The 20,073-nt window shown below is 70.1% G+C and carries 22 protein-coding genes; 14 read left to right on the top strand and 8 right to left on the bottom strand.

The features are described 5' to 3' along the window. Positions 1-75: 75 nt before the first annotated feature. The 5 genes from NS3_RS07065 to NS3_RS07045 all read left to right on the top strand — a co-directional run bounded on the left by NS3_RS07065 (position 76) and on the right by NS3_RS07045 (position 4,027). Positions 76-630, top strand: coding sequence for a YceI family protein (locus tag NS3_RS07065; protein WP_067855544.1), 555 nt, complete (start codon positions 76-78; stop codon positions 628-630). 644 nt (positions 631-1,274) lie between these two features. Beyond that, positions 1,275-2,669: an ATP-binding protein gene (locus tag NS3_RS07060; RefSeq protein WP_067855541.1), complete on the top strand. Its 1,395-nt coding sequence runs from the start codon at positions 1,275-1,277 to the stop codon at positions 2,667-2,669. Then, complete coding sequence (locus NS3_RS07055) at positions 2,669-3,100, top strand: roadblock/LC7 domain-containing protein (protein ID WP_067855538.1); 432 nt, start codon at positions 2,669-2,671, stop codon at positions 3,098-3,100. Before NS3_RS07060 ends, NS3_RS07055 begins: the two co-directional genes overlap by 1 nt. After that, positions 3,097-3,447 carry a DUF742 domain-containing protein gene (locus tag NS3_RS07050; RefSeq protein ID WP_067855535.1) on the top strand — a complete coding sequence of 117 codons (351 nt, stop codon included), beginning with the start codon at positions 3,097-3,099 and terminating at the stop codon, positions 3,445-3,447. Before NS3_RS07055 ends, NS3_RS07050 begins: the two co-directional genes overlap by 4 nt. Next, positions 3,422-4,027 (top strand): GTP-binding protein, encoded by a 606-nt coding sequence (locus NS3_RS07045; RefSeq protein ID WP_067855532.1) that lies wholly within the window; start codon positions 3,422-3,424, stop codon positions 4,025-4,027. The genes NS3_RS07050 and NS3_RS07045 overlap by 26 nt, the downstream gene beginning before the upstream one ends. 66 nt (positions 4,028-4,093) lie before the next feature. On the opposite strand, the gene NS3_RS07040 is transcribed toward NS3_RS07045, so the two are convergent. Further along, on the bottom strand, positions 4,094-5,068 hold the full coding sequence (locus NS3_RS07040) for a proline dehydrogenase family protein (RefSeq protein WP_067856175.1): 975 nt from the start codon (positions 5,066-5,068) through the stop codon (positions 4,094-4,096). 88 nt (positions 5,069-5,156) lie between these two features. After that, complete coding sequence (locus NS3_RS07035; protein ID WP_084495132.1) at positions 5,157-5,972, bottom strand: uracil-DNA glycosylase; 816 nt, start codon at positions 5,970-5,972, stop codon at positions 5,157-5,159. A gap of 205 nt (positions 5,973-6,177) precedes the next feature. Here NS3_RS07035 and NS3_RS07030 point away from each other — a divergent pair, with 205 nt between their 5' ends. Beyond that, positions 6,178-6,801: an LUD domain-containing protein gene (locus NS3_RS07030; RefSeq protein ID WP_067855527.1), complete on the top strand. Its 624-nt coding sequence runs from the start codon at positions 6,178-6,180 to the stop codon at positions 6,799-6,801. A 69-nt stretch (positions 6,802-6,870) separates the two neighbouring features. On the opposite strand, the gene NS3_RS07025 is transcribed toward NS3_RS07030, so the two are convergent. Next, positions 6,871-7,509: a TetR/AcrR family transcriptional regulator gene (locus NS3_RS07025; RefSeq protein WP_067855524.1), complete on the bottom strand. Its 639-nt coding sequence runs from the start codon at positions 7,507-7,509 to the stop codon at positions 6,871-6,873. A 107-nt stretch (positions 7,510-7,616) separates the two neighbouring features. On the opposite strand from NS3_RS07025, the gene NS3_RS07020 reads away from it, so the two are divergent. From NS3_RS07020 to NS3_RS07005, 4 genes are all read left to right on the top strand, one after another. Further along, the gene (locus NS3_RS07020; protein WP_067855521.1) at positions 7,617-8,069 is read left to right on the top strand and encodes a MaoC family dehydratase; all 453 of its coding nucleotides are present in this window, start codon (positions 7,617-7,619) and stop codon (positions 8,067-8,069) included. Positions 8,070-8,184: 115 nt separating this feature from the next. Next, positions 8,185-8,628, top strand: coding sequence for a hypothetical protein (locus NS3_RS07015; protein ID WP_157101220.1), 444 nt, complete (start codon positions 8,185-8,187; stop codon positions 8,626-8,628). A 135-nt stretch (positions 8,629-8,763) separates the two neighbouring features. Continuing rightward, on the top strand, positions 8,764-10,311 hold the full coding sequence (locus NS3_RS07010) for a phytoene desaturase family protein (protein WP_067856172.1): 1,548 nt from the start codon (positions 8,764-8,766) through the stop codon (positions 10,309-10,311). A gap of 82 nt (positions 10,312-10,393) precedes the next feature. Then, positions 10,394-11,185, top strand: a complete 792-nt coding sequence (locus tag NS3_RS07005) for an SAM-dependent methyltransferase (RefSeq protein ID WP_067855515.1) — start codon at positions 10,394-10,396, stop codon at positions 11,183-11,185. Positions 11,186-11,203: 18 nt separating this feature from the next. Here the strand turns inward: NS3_RS07005 and NS3_RS07000 are convergent, their stop codons facing one another. Next, positions 11,204-12,994, bottom strand: coding sequence for a serine/threonine-protein kinase (locus NS3_RS07000; protein WP_067855512.1), 1,791 nt, complete (start codon positions 12,992-12,994; stop codon positions 11,204-11,206). Positions 12,995-13,075: 81 nt separating this feature from the next. On the opposite strand from NS3_RS07000, the gene NS3_RS06995 reads away from it, so the two are divergent. Further along, the gene (locus NS3_RS06995; protein WP_067855509.1) at positions 13,076-13,588 is read left to right on the top strand and encodes a gluconokinase; all 513 of its coding nucleotides are present in this window, start codon (positions 13,076-13,078) and stop codon (positions 13,586-13,588) included. Here NS3_RS06995 and NS3_RS06990 read toward each other — a convergent pair. The 4 genes from NS3_RS06990 to NS3_RS06975 all read right to left on the bottom strand — a co-directional run bounded on the left by NS3_RS06990 (position 13,585) and on the right by NS3_RS06975 (position 17,928). Next, positions 13,585-14,379, bottom strand: a complete 795-nt coding sequence (locus NS3_RS06990; protein ID WP_067855506.1) for a M50 family metallopeptidase — start codon at positions 14,377-14,379, stop codon at positions 13,585-13,587. The two genes, NS3_RS06995 and NS3_RS06990, sit on opposite strands and share 4 nt — an antisense overlap. Before the next feature lie 141 nt (positions 14,380-14,520). Beyond that, positions 14,521-15,273, bottom strand: coding sequence for a siderophore-interacting protein (locus NS3_RS06985; RefSeq protein WP_067855503.1), 753 nt, complete (start codon positions 15,271-15,273; stop codon positions 14,521-14,523). A 127-nt stretch (positions 15,274-15,400) separates the two neighbouring features. Next, complete coding sequence (locus NS3_RS06980) at positions 15,401-16,408, bottom strand: LLM class flavin-dependent oxidoreductase (protein WP_084495130.1); 1,008 nt, start codon at positions 16,406-16,408, stop codon at positions 15,401-15,403. Positions 16,409-16,512: 104 nt separating this feature from the next. Next, a complete protein-coding gene (locus tag NS3_RS06975) occupies positions 16,513-17,928 on the bottom strand; it encodes an MDR family MFS transporter (RefSeq protein WP_067855496.1) in 1,416 nt (471 codons plus the stop codon). 156 nt (positions 17,929-18,084) lie between these two features. Between NS3_RS06975 and NS3_RS06970 the strand changes: the two genes are divergently transcribed. From NS3_RS06970 to NS3_RS06960, 3 genes are all read left to right on the top strand, one after another. Next, complete coding sequence (locus tag NS3_RS06970; RefSeq protein WP_067855493.1) at positions 18,085-18,408, top strand: hypothetical protein; 324 nt, start codon at positions 18,085-18,087, stop codon at positions 18,406-18,408. Next, positions 18,405-19,760 (top strand): hypothetical protein, encoded by a 1,356-nt coding sequence (locus tag NS3_RS06965; protein ID WP_067855490.1) that lies wholly within the window; start codon positions 18,405-18,407, stop codon positions 19,758-19,760. The genes NS3_RS06970 and NS3_RS06965 overlap by 4 nt, the downstream gene beginning before the upstream one ends. Next, positions 19,747-20,073, top strand: a 327-nt coding sequence (locus NS3_RS06960; protein WP_218018197.1) for a hypothetical protein, incomplete at its 3' end; no start/stop codon positions are given. The genes NS3_RS06965 and NS3_RS06960, both read left to right, overlap by 14 nt.

Below are 20,073 nucleotides of genomic sequence, written 5' to 3'. Positions count from 1 at the left end.
CCGATCCGCCCCCGATAACCCACCGAAGCCCCCGATAACCCACCGAAGATCGATCGCTCACAGGAGGAAACAGCTATGACCGCCAACACCACCGCCAAGGGACTCACCGCGGGCACCTGGGTCATCGACCCGGCGCACTCCACCGTCGGCTTCAGCGTTCGCCACCTGATGGTGAGCAAGGTGCGCGGCCGGTTCAGCGATTTCGACGGCAAGCTCGTCATCGGCGAGGACGGCTCCGCCTCGGCCGAAGCCGCCATCCGGGTGAACTCGCTGACCACCGACAACGAGCAGCGCGACGCGCACCTGCGTTCGGCGGACTTCTTCCATGCCGAGGACTTTCCGGAGATGACGTTCGTCTCGACCGGGTTCCGGGTCGATGGTGAGGATTTCGTGGTCGACGGTGAGCTCACCATCCTGGGCAAGCCCGAGCCGGTTTCGCTGAAAGTCGAATTTCTCGGCGTGAACCCGGGAATGGGCCACGGTCCGGTCGCCGGTTTCGAGGCGTCCACGACGGTGAGCCGTCGTGAGTTCGGTCTCGATATCGACATGCCGCTGCCCGACGGCGGGGTGGTGATCGGCGACAAGATCACCCTGACCCTCGAGATCGAGGTCACGCAGCAGCAGAGCTGACGATCACCGGCGTATCACGCCGGACGGCATTGACGACCTGCCCGCCCCGTCGCCGACGGGGCGGGCAGGTCGTTTTCGTCCGCGCTGCGCGATGCCATCGAAATGCCGATTGCGCAAATCGTATTTCCGTTACCGCCGAGTAGGTTGCTGGGGTGGCCGCCTGGACGGCTCCGAGGGTGCGGGTCCGGCGCGTCGCGGGCGTGCGCGGACGCCCGCGTCTGGGGGTGCAGACGCCGGGCGAGGCGTGGAGCTGGCGTTTTTCGACGGCCGGCGGTGCGGGTGGGCGTAATTCGCCTGGCTGTCATCAGGTTACGTCGAGACCTTGCCGTAATGCTGCTAATGTGGGCGCGTCGTCGGGTTCCGGTTCGATCGGATGCTGCGTCCGGACGGTGATCGTGCGTTCCGGATCACCTGTCCCGCAGGCATTGTGAGGTGAGCGGTGAGCCTCCATGTCGCTTCGGACCGGCTGTGCCGCTTCGAACCGGCCACCTTTCGACAGGAAACGAACCGATCGAGTACTACAGGTCGGAAAATCCCGAGGAAAGGCACAACGAGTTCTGTGGTCGCAGGCTGGGGGTCGACAGGCGGACCGTGACGTGCTTTTTCCGGGTGCAGGCTCGTAGCCGTTCATGACGAGAGAACTGATGAATTTGGATATCGCCGTATTACTTCCGTGGATTCTGGCCCCCGTCCTGGTCTTGGCGGTGGCCGTGTACGCCACGCTCGCGATCCGAAAGGAACGCGCCCGCGTCGCGGAGCTCACTCGTGAGCAGAACGCGCGTGACGAGGCGCTGGAGCGCTTCGCCTCGCAGACCGTCCCGTCGATCACCGATGCGGTGCGGCGTGGAGAGACCCCGAGCGTGAACGTCGAAGTTCCCGTGACACTGCAGGACTCGCGTTTCGCGCAGGTGCTGAACTGGACCGGTGAGCGATACGCCGACGGGTTGCGCCTGGTGCAGGTCGAGACGACCGACCGGGTGAGCGCCGAGGCCGACACGCGCACCAGACAGGCGGTCGCCGAGGCGGAGGCCGCGGTGCGCGCCTCCGCCCGCGAGGCGACCAACGGCGCGGTGCGCTCCTTCGGCACCGCGGTGGTCAGTCTGGGCGCGGATGTCAGCCAGGTGGTCAGCATGGCGCTGCGCCAGCATCGGGGCGACGACGTATACGCCACGCTGACCCATATCGATCACACCGTGCAGCAGATGATCCGCCAGGCGCAGTCCTACGTGATCGTCTGTGGCGGTCTGCCCGGCAGGCGCTGGCCCGCCCAGGTGCTCACCGACATCGTCGGCGGCGCCACCGGGCGCGTCCGCGACTACCTGCGGGTGCGGGCCAACCAGTCCGACCGCGTCGTCATCAGCCGCGCGGTCGAGCCGCTGGTGCACACCATGGCGACGCTGCTGGACAACGGCCTGCGCTACTCGCCGCCGACCTCGTTCGTGGACGTGACCTTCCAGGAAGGCCATCACGGCGTCACGATCATCGTCGACGACGCGGGCGTGCGGATGAACTCCGAGCAGATGGAGGAGGCCAGGCAGGTGTTGGCGGGCGAGCGCACCGTCGACGTCCAGCAACTCGGTCCCTCGCCCAAGGTCGGTTTCCCCGGCATCGCGGCCCTGGCGCGGCGCTACGGATTCACCGTCTACATCGACGGCCCGAACGCCTACGGCGGTATGCGCGCCATGGTGTACATCCCCGAGGCGTTGCTGCAGCCGCGCAAGCCGGCCGACTCGGCCGAGGTGGACGAGCCGATCCGCGAGGTGATCGAAGAAGTGGCGCCGGAACGTGAACCGGTCGCGGTCGTCGCGGCGCCACGTCATGACCAAGGGGAGGAGAAGCAGTTCGCCGTGCATGAGATCACTCAGGGCGGGCTGCCGAAGCGGCGGCGCAGGGCCGTCGCACCTGTGGCCGGTGCGCGCCCGCGCCGGTCCGATGCCGAGGGGACACCGGGACGACCGGATATCGCAGCGGCCTGGCACGCCGGTTCCAAGAGCGGTCGCGCAGCGGCGACCGACCACACGGAAGGGACGACACCTTGATGGGCTCGACGAATACTGCCGTTAGCGACAGCAGCAACAAATTGGGGTGGTTACTCGAGGATCTGAGCATTCCCGGGGTGCGTTTCGCTGTCTTGCTCTCCGACGACGGCCTGCGCATCGCGCACTCCTCGGGCATCGTCCGCGACGATGCCGAGCGTTTCGCGGCCGCGGCCTCCGGGCTGCGCTCGCTGGGCAAGGCGCTCGGCGAGTTCTGCGGCGGCCCGGAAAGCGGTGTGCGCCAGAACATGACCGAGTACGACGACGGGATGATCTTCATCACCGCCGCGGGCGAGAGCACCCTGCTGGGTGTCTCGACCACGAACGACATCGATGTCAGCTTGGTCGCGCATCGGATGAACGAGCTGGCGGGCCGGGTAGGCCACGAGCTCGGTAGCCAGCCGCGGCAGAGGCCGGACAGCGACCTGTCATGAGCAAGCACCGCCGCGACCCCGACCTCGTTCGGGCTTATGTGCGCACGGGCGGTCGTTCCCGACCCACCCGCGACCTGGATCTGGTGACCCTGGTCGTGGCCGCGTCCGACACGCCCACCGGTGCGAGTCCCGACGTCCGTAGGGTGATGAGTCTGTGTAGTCGCCGCGGCGCCCTGTCCATCGCGGAATTGGCCGCATACCTGGACATGCCGCCGTCCGTGGTGAAGATCGTGGTGTCCGATCTACTCGACGGCGGCAATCTCAGCACTCCCACTCCGGCAGAACTGTTGCCGGAGATCTCCCTGTTGGAGGAGGTACTCAATGGTCTCCGGGCTCTCCCGGCCTGATCGTGTGGTCGAATATGTGCCGGAGACGGTGACCCGATCGGTAAAACTGCTGGTGGCAGGCAACTTCGGTGTCGGCAAGACCACCTTCGTGAACAGCATCTCCGAGATCAGGCCGCTGCGCACCGAGGAAACGATCACCGAGGCCAGTATCGGCGTCGACGACATGGCCGGTCTGCCGGGTAAGACGCAGACCACCGTGGCGATGGATTTCGGGCGTATCACCCTGAATCCGACGTTGGCCTTGTATTTGTTCGGCACGCCGGGGCAGCAGCGGTTCGTGCCGTTGTGGGAGGAATTGGCACGCGGCGCGCTCGGCGCGCTGGTACTGGTCGACACCCGGCGCATCGACAAGTCCGACGAGGTGTTGTCGGTGCTCGAGGAACGGGGTGTGCCGTACTCGGTGGCGGTCAACCAGTTCGACGACGCCCGCGCCTACCCGCTCGAGGAAGTGCGTGACGCCCTCGATCTCTCGCCGGACACTCCGCTGACGAATCTCGATGCCCGGCATCGGGGGACCTGTCTGCAATCGCTGATCACGTTGGTGGAGTACCTGTTCCATCGCGTCGAAGCGCCGGTCTGACACCGCTCTCAACGGCCGGTGTGTCGCACTTCTCGTGCGGCGCACCGGCCGTTCGCATGTGCGGGCTCAGGCGCGGCGGCGCCCGGCGAGCGCGCGCAGGAAGAAGGTCAGATTCGCGGGACGTTCGGCGAGCCTGCGCATGAAATAGCCGTACCATCGGTCGCCGTAGGGGACGTAGACCCGCATCCGATGGCCCGCGGCGACCAGCCGGGACTGTTCGGCCTCGCGGATGCCGAAGAGCATCTGGAACTCGAAATCCGCCGGTCCGCGCTGGGATTCCTCGGCGTATCGACCGGCCGCGTCGATCATCGCGGGATCGTGGGTGGCGACCATCGGGTAACCGCTGCCGCTCATCAGCACACGCAGACAGCGCAGGTAGGAATCGTCGACCTCGGCCGGGCGCTGGAAGGCGACCGACGCCGGTTCGCGGTAGGCACCCTTGCACAACCGGATCCGCGAACCGGGACCGGCGAACTCCAGGCAATCGGCCTCGGTGCGTTTCAGATAGGCCTGTAACACCGTGCCCACCGACGGGAATTCGGCACGCAGTTCGCGCACGATCGCCAGTGTGGAATCGGTGGTGGTGTGATCCTCGGCGTCGACGGTGACCGCGATACCGATGTCGGTGGCGCTCGCGCAGATCTCGCGGGCGTGGTCGAGGGCGATCCGGTCGCCGTCGCCGGGCAGTGCCTGGCCGAGCGCCGACAGTTTCATCGAGACTTCCAGCGGGCGGACATTGCCCGGCTCGCGCGCGGCCGGGAGTTCGGCCAGCGCCGCGATCAGCCGCAGGTAGTGCTCGACGGTGTCGCGGGCCTGGGCGCGGTCGGTGGTGTATTCACCGAGGTGGTCGACAGTGACCCAGCGGCCGGAGACCAGCAGCGCGGTGGCGGCGGTGAGGGCGTCGGTCTCGGAGGTGCCGGCGACGAAACGGTCCACCAGTGTCCGGGTGGCCCGCATCGAGGTCACCGTGTGCTCGACTCGCGGCGAGGCCGCGGCGCCCAGCAGGGCGGGGCGGATCAGGCGGGTGAAGCCGCGTCTCAGCACGGAATCACGATACCTGTCGCGGGGGTCGGCAAATCCGCTCCACGCCGCCGGGACCACGGTTTCGTCGCCGATCGAACCGCATCGGCTACCCCGTCGGCCGGGTGGCGAGACCGGCCACGGTACCCGCCGTCGCCAGGACGTCCTCGAGCATCGTGGGGGTGAGCCGTCCGGTGAAGGTGTTGTGCTGACTGACGTGGTAGCAACCGAACAGCTCCAGCGGAGCGCGGTCGGGGCGGGTCGGCTCCAGCCGCACCCGGGCCCCGTGGCCGAACTTCGGGCGCGGGCGCGGGACGGCCCAGCCCGCACCGGCCAGCGCGGGGAGCAGCGCCTGCCAGCCGAACGCACCGAGGACCACCACCGAGCGGGCGGTCGGCGCGAGCAGGTCGAGTTCGGCCTCGAGCCAGCCTCGGCAGCGATCGCGCTCGGTCACCGTCGGTTTGTTGTCCGGGGGAGCGCAGTGCACCGGGGCGGTCAATCGCACGCCGAACAGACGCATGTCGTCTTCGGCGTGCACGGCGACGGGCTGACTGGCCAGGCCGACGGCGTGCAGGGCGGCGAAGAGCACGTCGCCGCTGCGGTCGCCGGTGAACATGCGCCCGGTGCGGTTGCCGCCGTGGGCGGCGGGGGCGAGGCCGACGACCAGCATGCGCGCATCGTCCGGACCGAAGCCTGCCACCGGGCGGCCCCAGTACGTTTCGTCCTGGAAGGCGGCGCGCTTGGTTCGCGCGACCAGTTCGCGCCACTGGACCAGGCGCGGGCAGGCACGGCAACGGGTGACTGCCTCGTCGAGAGCGGTCACCGAGCGGTAGCGCCTGCGTGCGGGCGGATCGCCGGGGACCGATACCGGCGGTGGCCGGGTGCCTGCCCGATTTTCGCCGGAAGATGTCCCGCCGTGATGCATACCCGCAGAATAGGCCGGTCCAGGACGGTTTCGCATGGTTGCCACGTCCGGTTCGGGCGGGTACCTTGCGCGGTGCGGACAGCCCCCGGTGGCGGGCTGTCCGTGTGCGTGGTCAGCAGTGCCACCGGGGGCGTGCCGCCGACACAGTGAGGTGAGACATGGCCGAGCGCCGGTGCGGATATCGAGCACCCCGGACGGTGACGTGATGAGTTCGGACGAGCATTTGCTGCGCCGGGTGCGTGACCTGCTGATCGAATTGCCCGACGACGAGCGCATGGTTCCGGTGTCGCGCGCCGGTCGGCACGCCCTCGCGGACCCGGCCGACCGGACGCGCCTCGTCACGCAATTCCTGGACCGGCTGGCCCGTGGCGGCGCCCACGGCGTGCGCACCAGTGAGGACGAGGTGCCCGCCGCTCTTCGGGAGCTGCTGAGTACCGCCGGTGTGACCTGCGTGCTCGTCCCCGACGGCTTGCCGGGCACGCTGCTCGCGCCGTGGGCGGCCGAGGGAAACCGGGTGGTCGTCGACAGCCCGATGGCGGCGGCCGGAGATCTCGACGGCATCGGCGCGGTGGTCACGGTCTGCGCGGGCGCGGTCGCCGATTCGGGCGCCCTGGTGTTCGACGGTGGTCCGGGGCAGATGCGCAAGACCACGCGTGCCGAGTCCGGGGTGCAGGTGTGCCTGGTGCGCGCCGAACAAGTCGGCCCCTCACTGCCCGAGGTCGTCGACCGGCTCGATCCGCGTCGGGCGATCACCCTGTTCGGTGCTCCCGCCGGGCCGGAGGACGAACCTGCCGCGGCGGCAGGGCTGATCGTGCTCGTAGTCGAGTGACACCGGCAGGCCCGGGCTCGGTGACCTTCGCGTGCGTCCGCACGCAACCACGGGGACGCGGCACCGGTCCTACGGCAGCTCCGTGACATCGTGATCGGCGCCGGGCGCGGCGATGCCCAGAAGCACGGCGTACACCTCGCGCAGCCGGTCGACGTCGTTGCGGATGCCCGCGGCGGTGTCGGTGTAGAGAAAGGCCTCGCCGATTCGGACCAGAGTGTAGGCCAGCAGGTCGCGTTCCAAGGGCGGATGGAAGCCGTCCTCGCGTTCGACGCGGGACAGCAGCTCGGCGACCGCGGTGACCGCGTGTGGCTGGACCGGGCCGTGGCTGGCGGTGAGAATGCGCAGACCCGTGCGCGGCTCGTTCTCGAAGTAGCGCCGGAACGGCTCGTTCATCGCCTCCCAGCGGGCGACCCGGTCGAGCACCTCGACGATGCGGCGCGCGCCTTTGACCCGGCACTTCGCGTCGGCCTTGGCGATCATCTGCTGGTACTCCTGCACGAGCATCGCGCCGAGCAGTCCTTCGCGTGAGCCGAACCAGCGATAGACCGAGGCGCGGCTGAGGCCGAGTTCGGCGGCGATGGATTGCACGTCGACGCGTTCGCCCGCGAGGAATGCCCGGCGGGTGAGGGCGATGACCTGCTCGCGGGTCGCCGACGCGGGACGGCCGGGGGAGCGGGCGCCACCGGTGGAAGTTACGGGAACGGTCATTCCTGAACAGTACACAGATTGGTTGATGTCTCAAAAGGGCTCGGCGCGGCGGCTCGGACCGGTAGTGTACTCGACCGGCGAGTTCATCGATCGAAGGAATGTGAGCTATGCGGGTTTTCGACGGAATCGCCGACTTCGAGAAGGCGGTCGGCGAGCATCTGGGGTACAGCGACTGGTACACCGTCACTCAGGAGAAGGTGAACCTGTTCGCCGAGGCGACCGGAGATCACCAGTGGATCCACGTCGATCCCGAACGCGCGGCGCAGGGTCCCTTCGGCGGGACGATCGCGCACGGATTCCTGACGCTGTCGCTGTTGCCGGTGCTGAGCCAGCAGGTGTATCGCGTCGACGGCCTGAAGATGGGCATCAACTACGGCCAGGACAAGGTGCGTTTCCCATCGTCGGTTCCGGTCGGCGCCCGCCTGCGGGCCGGGGTCGAACTGCTGGCGGTGGAGCGCAACGCGACCGGTGCCCGGGTGCGCACCCGGGTCACCGTGCAGGTCGAGGACGCCCCCAAGCCGGCCTGCGTGGCCGAGCACATCTCCGTGATGGTCGACTGAGGAGCGGACACGTCACGGCGGCGGCACCGTGGCGCGGGATCGCCGAAAGGGCCGTCCGCGCCGCGTCGCCGCCCTAGGATCGTGGGCACCCGGACAGCTCGCCGAAGGGACCCCCATGACAACGATGTCTGCCATCTCCCTCTCGCCGACGGTTTCGGCGCCCGTCCGCAGGGCGGCCCGGGCGGCCGCAGTGTGTGTGTGCGCCGCCGGGTTGTCGCTGGGAACGGCGCCACTGGCGTCGGCGACGGTGACCGGCGTCAAGGCGCTGCCGAACCTCAGTTTCGGTATGGCGACCAACTACGGCACCGACTGCACCGCGACCATCCAGGCCTATGTCACCGACCCGGTCGCCCCGGTCAACTTCTACGACAACGGGGTTCCGCTGGCCACGGTGGCGCCGACCGGCGGCGTCGCCCTGCTGACCTGGATACCGGCCACGCCGGGCGCGCACCGCATCAGCGTGGTCCAGTCCTCCGACCCCGCGGTCTCCCGGTATGTCGATCTGCCGGTCGGTTACGGCGAGCCGGTCGGCGTCGGCTGCGCGGTCTTCGGCGGCTGACCGGGCCGGTTCGGTCCCGGCGCGCCTGTGTCCATCGGCGCTGCGCCTGTGTCCATCGGCGCTGCGCCTGTGTCCATCGGCGCTGCGCCCGTGTCCGTCGACGCGGATGTCACCGGTCCGTGCTATCCAGGTCCGATGAGACCGGCGCGGGATTCCTATGACGTCGTCGTGGTCGGCGGCGGGCACAACGGTCTGGTGGCCGCGGCCTACCTGGCGCGGGCCGGACGCTCGGTGCTGGTACTCGAGCGGCTCGACCACACCGGCGGGGCGGCGGTGTCGCAACGTCCCTTCCCCGGCGTGGACGCGCGGCTGTCGCGCTACTCGTATCTGGTGAGCCTGCTGCCACGCCGCATCATCGAGGATCTGGGTCTGCGTTTCCGTGTCCGGCGCCGCCGCATCTCCTCCTACACCCCGGTGGGCGCGAGCGGTCTGCTCGTCGACACCGCCGCGCCCGCGGACACCAGGTCCAGTTTCCATCGTCTCACCGGCTCGGACCGGGACTACCAGGCCTGGCAACGCTTCTCGGTGACCACCGGCAGGCTGGCCGAGCGGGTCTTCGCGACCATGACCGAGCCGCTGCCGACCCGCGCCGAACTACGCCGCCTGATCGACGACGAACCGACCTGGGAAGCGATCTTCGAGCGCCCGCTCGGTGAGACGATCACCGGCACCTTCGCCGACGACACCGTACGCGGCGTCGTCTTCACCGACGCGCTGATCGGCACCTTCAGTCACGGCGCCGACCCGACGCTGCGGCAGAACCGTTGCTTTCTCTATCACGTCATCGGCGGCGGCACCGGCGACTGGAACGTGCCGGTGGGCGGCATGGGCGCCTTGACCGACGCCCTCGCGGACGCGGCGCGGGCGGCGGGCGCGGAACTGGTCACCGGCGCGGCCGTCACCGCGATCGACAGTGACGGGCACACCGCCGAGGTCGGCTACGACGGCGGAACCGTCGGTGCCCGCCATGTGCTGGTCAATGCCGCGCCCCGCGAATTGGACCGGCTGCTCGGCAGGCCCGCGCGCGACGATCCGGAGGGCTCCCAGCTCAAGGTGAACATGGTGCTGCGGCGGCTGCCGCGACTACGTGATCAGCGGGTCGATCCCCGCGACGCCTTCGCGGGCACCTTCCATGTCGCCGAGTCCTATCGTCAACTCGACGAGGCCTATCAGCAGGCAAACGCCGGGAAAATACCCGAGGTGCTGCCGTCGGAATTGTATTGCCACACACTGACCGATCGCTCCATCCTTTCCGGAGAAGCCGCCACCTCCGGGATGCACACTCTGACACTTTTCGGTATCCACACTCCCGCACGACTTTTCCGGGACGACCCCGAGCGTGCGCGGGCCGCCGCCCTCGATGCGGCACTGGCCGGCCTCGACGCAGTGCTCGGCGAACCACTGGCCGATTGCCTCGCCGCCGATGCCGACGGACAGCCGTGCCTCGAGGTCAGGTCGCCGGTGGACCTGGAGCGCGACCTGCGGTTGCCCGGCGGGCACATCTTCCACGGCGATCTCCAATTCCCCTGGCGCGCTGAGGAATCTGAGACCACGGCCGATCTCTGGGGCGTGGCCACCGACATAGCGAATGTGCTGATCTGCGGCGCGGGCGCGGTCCGCGGCGGAGGGGTGAGCGGGCTCGGCGGCCACAACGCGGCGATGGCCGTGCTGGCCGACCGATGACCGAAGACTCTGCCGTGGCAACCGCGCTCAGTTGTACAGTCCGCACGGTATCGCCGGATGATCTGTTTTCAGGAGCTTCTGCATGATCGACCAGCCCCGCCCCATTCGCACCGACGTGCCGACCTCGGCGCGGATCTGGAATTTCTGGCTGGGTGGCCGAGACTATTACGAGGTGGATCGCCGCGCCGGCGAGGCCGGGATCGTGAGTTATCCCGAAATCACCACGATGGCAGTGCAATCCCGGCAATTCCTCATCCGGGTGGTGCGCTGGCTCGCCGCCGAGGCCGGGGTGCGTCAGTTCCTCGACATCGGCACCGGCCTGCCGACCATGCAGAACACCCACGAGGTGGCCCAGGCCGCCGCGCCGGACGCCAAGGTCGTCTACGTCGACAACGATCCGCTGGTGCTCGCCCATGCCAGAGCGCTGCTGGTCAATTCCACGCCCGAAGGCGTGACCACCTTCGCCGAAGCCGATTTCAACGATCCCGAGCCGTTGATCGATGCCGCCCGCGCGGTGCTGAACTTCGACGAGCCCGTCGCGGTGCTGTTCATCGGCGTCCTCGGGCACGCCGCCGCGTACTCCGACGCGCTGCGCGCGGTGCGGGCCGTCATGGAGCCGCTGGCCTCCGGCAGCTACCTGGCGCTCTACGACGGCGCCACCGATGACCGCGACTACGTCCGGCTGTGCGAGAACTACTCGAAAACCGGTGGGACGCCGTACACACCACGTTCCCCGGAACAGATCCGCGGCCTGTTCGATGGGCTGGAGATCGTGGAACCCGGGGTGGTGCCGATCAATTTCTGGCGCACCGACGACGCCGAGCAGGGGATCCGTGGCGCCTCGGCCTGGGGTGGGGTCGCCCGCAAGCCCTGAGATGGTGGACCGGCCGGATCAGCCTCGCCGCAGGGTGCCCGCGATCTCGCCGCCGAACAGGCCCGGTGTGCTGTAGGCCAGCGAGCCGTCCGGTTGCAGGCGGACCGTGGAGACCGAGCCCTCGTCGGCGCAGTCGCGGGCGCTGTCCGGGCTGAGCCGGGCGACGAAGGTGAGCTGGTCGTCGGTCACATCGGTGAGCCGTTCGATACGGCTGCATCGGTGGCCGGTGATCTTGCCGGTATTGCTCGACTGCGCGAGCTCGGCGCCGACTTCGCCCTCCTCGATGGTCAATTGGATGTCGAAGGTGACCAGGCCGTCGGCTGCCGTCCCGCGCCAGGTGCCCACGAAATCGGCCGGGACCGCCGCGGCGGCGGACTCGGTGGTGGTCGCGGCGGCCGAGGTGGTCGCGGTTGCGGCAGTGGTCGTCGGGGCCTGCGCGGCGGCCGACGGGCTCGCCTCGGTGCCGCCGGGCTGATCGTCGCGCAGTTGGATGCCGATGAAGAACGCTCCCGCGGCCACGGCTATCGCCACCACCGCGAGTGCCGCGATCAGCGGTCCGCGCCGACCCGTCCGATCGACGGCGCGGCCGTCACCGGAACGGTCCTCGGATCGATTGCCGCTCGCCGGACCGGATGAGGTGTAACCGGCGGAGCCGGACGGTGCGCCTCCGGACCACGGCTGGGCCGGGGTGTGCAGGGCGGTGGGGTCCGTACGGCTGGAGTGGGTAACGGCGCCCCACCGGTCGGTCGCGGGCTGCGCGATCGGGTACCCGCCGTTCGAATCCGATGGTGCGGCATGGGGGCCCGAATCGGACCAGGCGGCGGGGGAGTCGTAGCCGAGGGCCGGGCGCCGGTCCTGTGGGTACGGGAGAGGCCGTGACCCGCCGGTGTGCCCGGCGGTGTCGGCAAAGAACTCGCCGGGGCCGGAATCGAGGTCGAGCAGGCGCACCGCGCGCTGGCTGACATCCTCGAGCACCGCTGCGGGCAGCCAGCCGGTGCGCTCGTGGGCGCCGAGCCCGTCGAGGTGCTCGAGCGCCTGGCGCGGCGTGGGGCGATCGGCGGGGTCCTTGGACAGGCAGGCGGCGACCAATCCGCGCAGGGCGTTCGGGACGGGGTCGAGCCGTGGCTCCTCGTAGACGATGCGGAACAGCAGTTGGACCGTGTCGCCGCCGCCGAACGGGCCTTGGCCGCCCGCGGCGTAGGTGAGTACCCCGCCGAGGGCGAACATGTCGCCCGCCGGACCGACGTTCTCGCCGGTCACCTGCTCCGGGCACATGAAAGCCGGTGAGCCGATGACCTTTCCGGTGGTGGTGAGCGCGGTGTCCTCGACCGCACGGGCGATGCCGAAGTCGATCACCTTCGGTCCGTCGACGGCCAGCAGCACGTTCGACGGTTTGAGATCCCGGTGCACCACCCCGGCCTCGTGCACCGCGATGAGCGCTTCGGCCAGCCCGCGGGCGAGCACGATCAGACTGCGTTCGCCGAACGGCCCGAATCGCTCGACGGCGTCGGAGAGCGCGATCCCGGCGACGTATCCGGTGGCAAGCCACGGCGGATCGGCGTGCACGTCGGCATCGAGCACCGGCGCGGTGCAGGAGCTGCCGACCCGGCGCGCGGCGGCGACCTCCCGCTGGAAGCGGGTGCGGAATTCCGGGTCGGTGATCAGATCGGGCCGGATCACCTTGACCGCGACGGTGCGTCCACCGGCATTGCGCCCCAGGTACACCCGCCCCATGCCACCGACGCCGAGTACGCCGAGAAGCCGGTAGTCGCCGATCCGGCGGGGGTCGTCATGGCCGAGCGGTTGCATCGCGAGCGAGGGTCCCTTCGAATAGAGCTGCCGAAAGGCTACCCATCCCCATGACCTCGCCGCGACGCGCATCATGGGGGCATGGCCGACCACGCGATTCCGCCGCCGGTGGTGGTGATGGGAGTGTCCGGTTCGGGCAAGACGACGGTCGCCGCACGCCTGGCAGCGGCCCTGGGGGTGCCCTTCGCCGAGGGCGACGACTTCCATCCCGCCGCGAACATCGCCGCCATGGCAGCGGGCATCGCGCTCACCGACGCCGACCGCGCGCCCTGGCTCGACCGGATCGCCGACCGGCTCACCCGAGCCACCGACGGCGTGGTCGTCAGCTGCTCGGCGCTGGCCCGCTCCTACCGTGACCGCCTGCGCGCGGACGTGCCCGACCTCGTCTTCGTCCACCTCGACGTGCCTCGCGCCGAAGTGGACCGGCAGCTCCGGCATCGCGGCGGCCATTTCATGCCGCCGTCGCTGTTGGATTCCCAGCTGGCGACGCTGGAACCGCTCGACGCGGACGAGGCGGGCATCGTCGTGGACGCAACCGATACGCCGGAGGCGCTGGCCGACCGCGTGGCGGCGTGGCTCCGCAGCCGGCTCTAGATGCTCGGGGCGGGGCAACTCCCGGAGGACACGAGCGGCACGCAGATCCCGGTGGCCTCCGAGAACAGCAGTCCGCCACCGTAGACGAGAGCGGCGCCCGCGATGGCGGCGAAGACCACGACCCAGAACAGGGCGGGCAGCTTGGTGAGACCGGCCAGCTGGTCGGCGTCGGAGCCCACTCCGCCGGGATTGCCCCAGTGCCGCCTGCGCCCGCGCTGCATCTCGATCACCGGCCGCAGCCCGGCGAAGAGCAGGAACCACGCGGCCAGGTAGGCGAAGGCGGCCTGCACTATGTCGGTGCCGAACCAGGAGACCACGAAGATCAGCCCGCCCAGCGTCACCACGGTGAACGCGCCGTAGAGGTTGCGCACCTTGATCAGGACCGCGGCCAGCAGCACGATCGAGGTCCAGAGCATGAGGGTGATCCGATCGGCGCCCAGCAGCGCCGCGAACCCCAGGCCGAGCAGCGGCGGCGCGGGGTAGCCGGCCAGCGCGGTGAGGATCATGCCGGGGCCGTAGGGCTTTCCGCTCGACACCGTCAGTCCGGAGGTGTCCGAATGCAGGGTGATGCGGTCGAGCCTGCGTCCGGTGAGCAGGGCGGCCAGTGCGTGCCCGCCCTCGTGCACGATCGTGACGACATTGCGGGCCATCCGCCACAGCGGTCCGTAGGACACCAGCAGCAACGCCAGCGCGCCGGTGACGAGGACCAGCTGCCACGGCGGCGGTTCCTGGGTGTTCGTGAGCCGGTCCACGATGGACGCGCCGCGCTCGAAGAATTCGTCGGTCTGCACCCGCCGAACCCTAGCGACCGCTCCCGCCCCGCGCAGCGGTCCCGCTCAGCCCCGCGCAGGGTCTCGCTCAGTCCCGCGCGGCGATCTCGCTCGGCCCCGCACGGCGATGCTGCTCAGCGCCTCCGGTTCAGCGGCTCCGGATCAGCCCGCCACGGGCACGGTTTCGGCATCGGCGAGTTCGGCCTTCCACGTGCGGAAGCCCTCCTCGGTGCGTCCGCGCCGCCAGTACCCGGAGATCGAGGATGCCCACTCGGCCGGCACCCGGCGCTCGCGGCGGATGTAGCGACGCATGTCGTGCATCACCGCCTGAGCCTCGCCGTGGATGAACACCTGCACCTGCCCTGCACGCCACGATGCGGAGCGCACTGCTTCGGCGAGCAGTTCGCCCGCGGGCCGCTCGCCGCGATGCAGCCAGATCAGTTCGACGCCCTCGGGCTTGACCAGATCGAGTTCGTCGGCAGGACCGGCCACCTCGACGAATGCCAGGCCGACGGCGGTGGCGGGCATGGCCTCCAGACCCGCCGCGATGGCGGGCAGCGCGGCCTCGTCGCCCGCCAGCAGGTGCCAATCGGCGTCCGGGCGGGGCGAGTAGGCGCCGCCGGGGCCGTAGACGTCGATGGTGGCGCCGGGGGCGACGGTCGCCGCCCAGGGGCCGCCGATGCCCTCGTCGCCGTGGTGCACGAAGTCGACGGCGATTTCGCCGGTGGCGGGGTCGACCGAGCGGATGGTGTAGGTGCGCAGCACTTCGCCGCCTTCGCGGTCGAAGATGAATTTGACGTAGGAATCGCTGAATTCGCTCGGACGGAAGTCCTCGCTGGTGAAGTGCACGCGGATCAGGTGTTCGTTGAGCGGTGCGGAACGCAGGACCGTGAGGGTTGCGCGCTGGCGGGCCAAGGGTACCTCCGTCGTCAGCTGAATAAGGGTTGCCTAACCAAGGTACCTGGCCCGAGTGGCTCGCGGGGGCCGTCGCGAGGCCGCCGCTGGACCACCGGGCAAGTCGGCGCCGGTCCAGGGGCGCTCGTCAGCTCGTCAGCTGGTCAGCAGTCGCGAGACCGGCGATCAGCTCGTAGGACCGGGCGCGGTCGTCGATGTCGTAGACGAGGGTGTTGAGCATGAGTTCGTCGGCCTCGGTGCGCCGCAGCAGGTCGGCGAGCTGATCGCGCACGGTCTCGGGGGAGCCGAGCACCTGACCGGCGCGCCGCTGCTCGATGAACAGGCGCTCGTGCTCGGTGAACTCGTAGGCGGCGGCCTGCTCGGGCGTGGCCAGCGCGCGCGGCCTCCCGGCCGCCAGTTGCAGGAAGACGAGGTCGCGTGGACGAGCGAGTTCCTCGGCGCGCTCGTCGGTGTCGGCGGCCAGCGCGCCGGCCGCCACCATCGCGTACGGGGTCGCCAACGCGGCCGACGGGCGGAACTCGGCGCGGTACAGCGCCAAGGCGCCCTCGGTCGCGGCCGGGTTGATGTGGTGGGCGAAGGCGAATCGCAGGCCGAGCGCGGCGGCCACCTGCGCGCTGAAGCCGCTCGAGCCGAGCAGCCAGATCTCCGGTTCCTGGCCGCGACCGGGGGTGGCGGTGATGCCGCCGGGGCCGACGCCGCGGAAGAAGCGCAGCAGGTCGGCCAGTTCCTGCGGGAAGTTCTCCGCCGACAGCCCAGCCTCGGTGCGGCGCAGGGCGCGGGCGGTCGCCTGGTCGGTGCCCGGTGCGCGGCCGATGCCCAGGTCGATGCGTCCCGGATGCAGCGCCTCGAGCGTGCCGAACTGCTCGGCCACCACCAACGGCGCGTGATTGGGCAGCATCACCCCGCCCGAACCCACCCGGATCCGGCTGGTCGCCGCCGCCACATGCGCGATCACCACCGCGGGCGCGGAACTGGCGATGCCGGGCATGTTGTGATGCTCGGCCACCCAGAAACGCCGATACCCCAGCTCCTCGGTGCGCCGCGCCAGCTCGGTCGTGGCGGCCAGCCCGGCGGCCGCGCCGGCGCCCTCCTGCACCGGCGCGAGATCGAGCACGGACAGTGGGACGTCGATCATGGGACTCCTAGGCATACACGAGTTCGGCGCGCTGTCTGTTCGACACGAGGCCGGGTCTGATCAACACAACACCGCGCGCCTGATCGGGCATTCCGCCGGTTCGGTCACACCGTGCCGTCGACGGCGCGCCCGGGCAGCATCGCCGCGGCGACCATCAGCAGCGCCGCCATCACCGCGATCGCGACGAAGACCAGGTGGACCGCGTCGGCCAGCAGCGCGGGCGCGGGATCTTCCGCGCCGCCGACCTTCGCGTTGACGATCGCGCCGAACACCGCCACACCGACCGCGCTGCCGATGGAGCGCGAGAAGCTGTTCGCCGAGGTCACCACGCCGCGCTCGGACCACTGCGCACTGGTCTGCGCGGCGATCAGGCTGGGCGTCGACACCAGACCCAGTCCCGCGCCGATCACGAAGCACGACAGCGCCACCTGCCAGACCCGCGCATCCTGATCGATGAGCACCGCCGAGAGCGCGCCGAGCGTCGCCAGCCCGCTGCCGATGAGGGCGCTGCCGCGGAAACCGATGCGCAGATACACCTTTCCGGCCTGCGAAGCCGCCAGTGGCCAGCCCAGAGTCAGTGCGCCCACGGTCAGCCCCGCCACCAGCGCGCTGACGCCGAGCACGCCCTGACTGAAGGTCGGCACGTACGAGGTCAGTCCGAGCATCACCGCCCCGACCGAGACCGCCACCAGACTGCTCGCGATCACCACGCGCCGGGTGAACACCCACAGCGGCAGGATCGGATGATCCGTGCGCGTCTCCACCCAGCCGAACACCGCCAGCGCCACCCCGCCGATCGCGAAGACCCCGACGCTCTGCGGTGACGACCACGCCCAGGCCTGCCCGCCCTCCAGGAGGCCGAGGATCACCGCTCCGGCGCCGATCGTGAGCAGCAGGGCTCCCGGATAGTCGATGCGCTCGTCGCCGCGCTCGGCCTCTTCCCGGAAGTTGCGCGCCAGCGTCCACATCGCGACGGCGGCCAGCGGCAGATTGACCAGGAAGATCCAGCGCCAGCTCACGAAATCGACGAACAGTCCGCCCAGCAGCGGTCCGGCCACCGCCGAGATCGCCCACACACTCGCCAGATAGCCCTGCACCTTGGCGCGTTCGGCCAGGGTGTAGAGATCACCGGCGATCACCATGGTCATCGGCTGGATCGCGCCCGCGCCGATGCCCTGCAACGCGCGGAACACGATGAGCGCGGTCATGCTGGTCGCCAGACCGCACAGCAGCGACCCGACGGCGAACGTGGCGATGCCGAACAGGATCACCGGCTTGCGGCCCACGATGTCGGCCAGCTTGCCGTAGATCGGGACGGTGACCGCCTGCGCCAGCAGATAGATCGAGAAGAGCCAGGGGAACTGCGAGAACCCGCCCAGTGAACGGGTGATCGAGAGCACCGCGGTGGCGATGATGGTGGCGTCGAGGGCCACCAGCCCGGTGGACAGCATCAACGAGGCGAGAATCGGCCCCCGATCGGAACGAAGGCCTACCCCCGGCGATCCGATGTCTGTTGCCACTTCTCTCCTGCGTCCGGCGGGTGTCGTGCGGGCTCGCGGCGCCCGCGTTCTGTATACGGGGCCAACTTTCCGGTTGCCAGGAGATATTCCGGCCGAGAGCATGCGACTATGGACGGGTCGCGTAGATCACCAGGGGTTTCCGTCAAAGGGGGAACAATGGACACGCTGAATCTCGATCCGGCCGCGCTCGCGGCGTATACCGCGATCGCCGACACCGTTTCCGAACAACTCGCGAATGCGGCGCAGACCGGTGCGGGCGCGATCGACCGGTCCCGGCTGGAAGCCGATCTCGGCATGCTGGGCGCCGGATTCGCCGCCAAGTTCACCGCGGCCGTCGCCGAGCACACCCAGGCGCTGACGACCGCGGGCCGGCTGGTGGGCGCCTACGGCCAGGCGTTGCGCGATTACAGCGCCGCGATGACCACCGGTGACACCGCGTCGGCGACCGAGTTGGCGAAGACGAGCGAGGAACTGGCATGAGGCCGTTGACCGCGCTGCGCAGGCGCCGCCCCGCCGATACGGTCGCGAACGACACGATCCCGGTCACCCCGGACCCGGCGGTCGATCCGCCGATGATCGCGGCGCTGGTGCGCCCGATGCTGCAACTGCGCTCCACCCTCGGCTCCGGCGCGACCATGCCGGACCGCACCATCACCGCCGCGCTCTCGGCCGCCAGCACGCAGGCCGCGGATTCCGAGGGCCCGCACCGCAACGGCCTGTACGCGCTCGAGTCCACCTGGACCTCCGCGGGCGCGGACGCCGCGGTGCCCGCGCTGCGCACCACCCAGACCCAGATCGGCGAGATCTCCGACCGCGGGCCCGCCTATCTGTCGGTGCTCTCCGACGCCCAGGCCACCAGCGCCCGCGCCGCGCGCAAGGTCGATCAGATCATCGCCGACTTCCGCGCCGACGCCAGGGTGATCCTGGCCAACTCCACCTCCGCGCCGGAGACCGACGCGGTGATCGACCGGGCGGCCGCCGCGCTGCGTGAGGCCATCGAGACGGTCGAGGCCGCGCAGACCGAGATGGACGGGCACACCCAGCGGATCGACACGATGGGACCGCTCACCGTGACCACGCCGGCAGGGCTCACCGATCGCAGTGGTGGCATCGGTGGAACATCCACGCCCACAACCTATTACTCGAACCTGCCGTCCTCGGGGGTGCCGCAGACCACCGCCGACGGACAGCCGATCGATCCGGCGGTCATCGCGCAGATGCAACTCCAGCAGCAGCTCATCTCGGCCGGCGTGGATCTGGGCACCGCTGCCATCACGGCGGGCGTCGACATCGGCACCCATCTGATCGACAAGATCGCCGAGACCGGCATGCACGCCATGGACACCGTGGCCGCGTCCGCGGACGCGGCGATCTCCCAGGCGATTCCGGAACTGATCAACCCGGGCAGCACCACCACCGCCGGTGCGGGCACCTCCGGCTCGACCCCGAACAAGCTGTTCGACTTCGGCGGCGGGACCGGTCCGTCGAACCCCTCGGCGATGACCGCGGCGCCGGGGACCCTCGGCGGCACGCCCAAACCGGACACACCGAAACCCGTTGCGCCCGAACCGAGTCCGGGCCAGTCGATCACGCCCGATCCGGCCGACAAGCCGGTGGCCCAAGCGCCGTTCTCCGGCAACTCCGAGCCGTCCCGTCCGGTCTCACCGGGCGGCGCCGCGGGCGGAATGGCCATGCCGCCCGGTGCGGGCGGCGACCAGGAACGCAAGCGCGACGGTCAGTTGGGGGTGACAGTGCCCGCGTCGGAGGTCCTGCCCGAGTCCGCGACCGTTCCCGCCGCCGTGATCGGCGATTTCGGCGATGACGCCCTCTGACCGAGACCCGAACACGCCCGGCCCCGCCAACCCGTTCGACACGGGGCTGCCGATGGTGCGCATGCCGCCCCCGTCCGCGGCTGCGGCTGCGGCTGCGTCCAAGGGTAAACGCAAGCGCAAGCGCCAGGCGGGCCGGGTCATCGGCCGCAATATCGACGCCGCCCGCGTCGAGCCCGGCGTGATCGACTCCGCGGGATCGGCCGGTGAGCCGATCCCGCCGCTGCCGGTACCCGAGCGGTCCCGGCCCAGCGGGGATTGGGCGCAGTGGCTCGAGCCGCACACCGCCCCGGCGCAGCCTGCTGGGCGCACGCAG

This window comes from Nocardia shimofusensis NBRC 100134 (genome assembly GCF_001613125.1).
Lineage (GTDB): Bacteria > Actinomycetota > Actinomycetes > Mycobacteriales > Mycobacteriaceae > Nocardia > Nocardia shimofusensis.
Note: the sequence above shows the minus strand (reverse complement) of the source record. Positions and strands in the feature narration are given on the sequence as shown.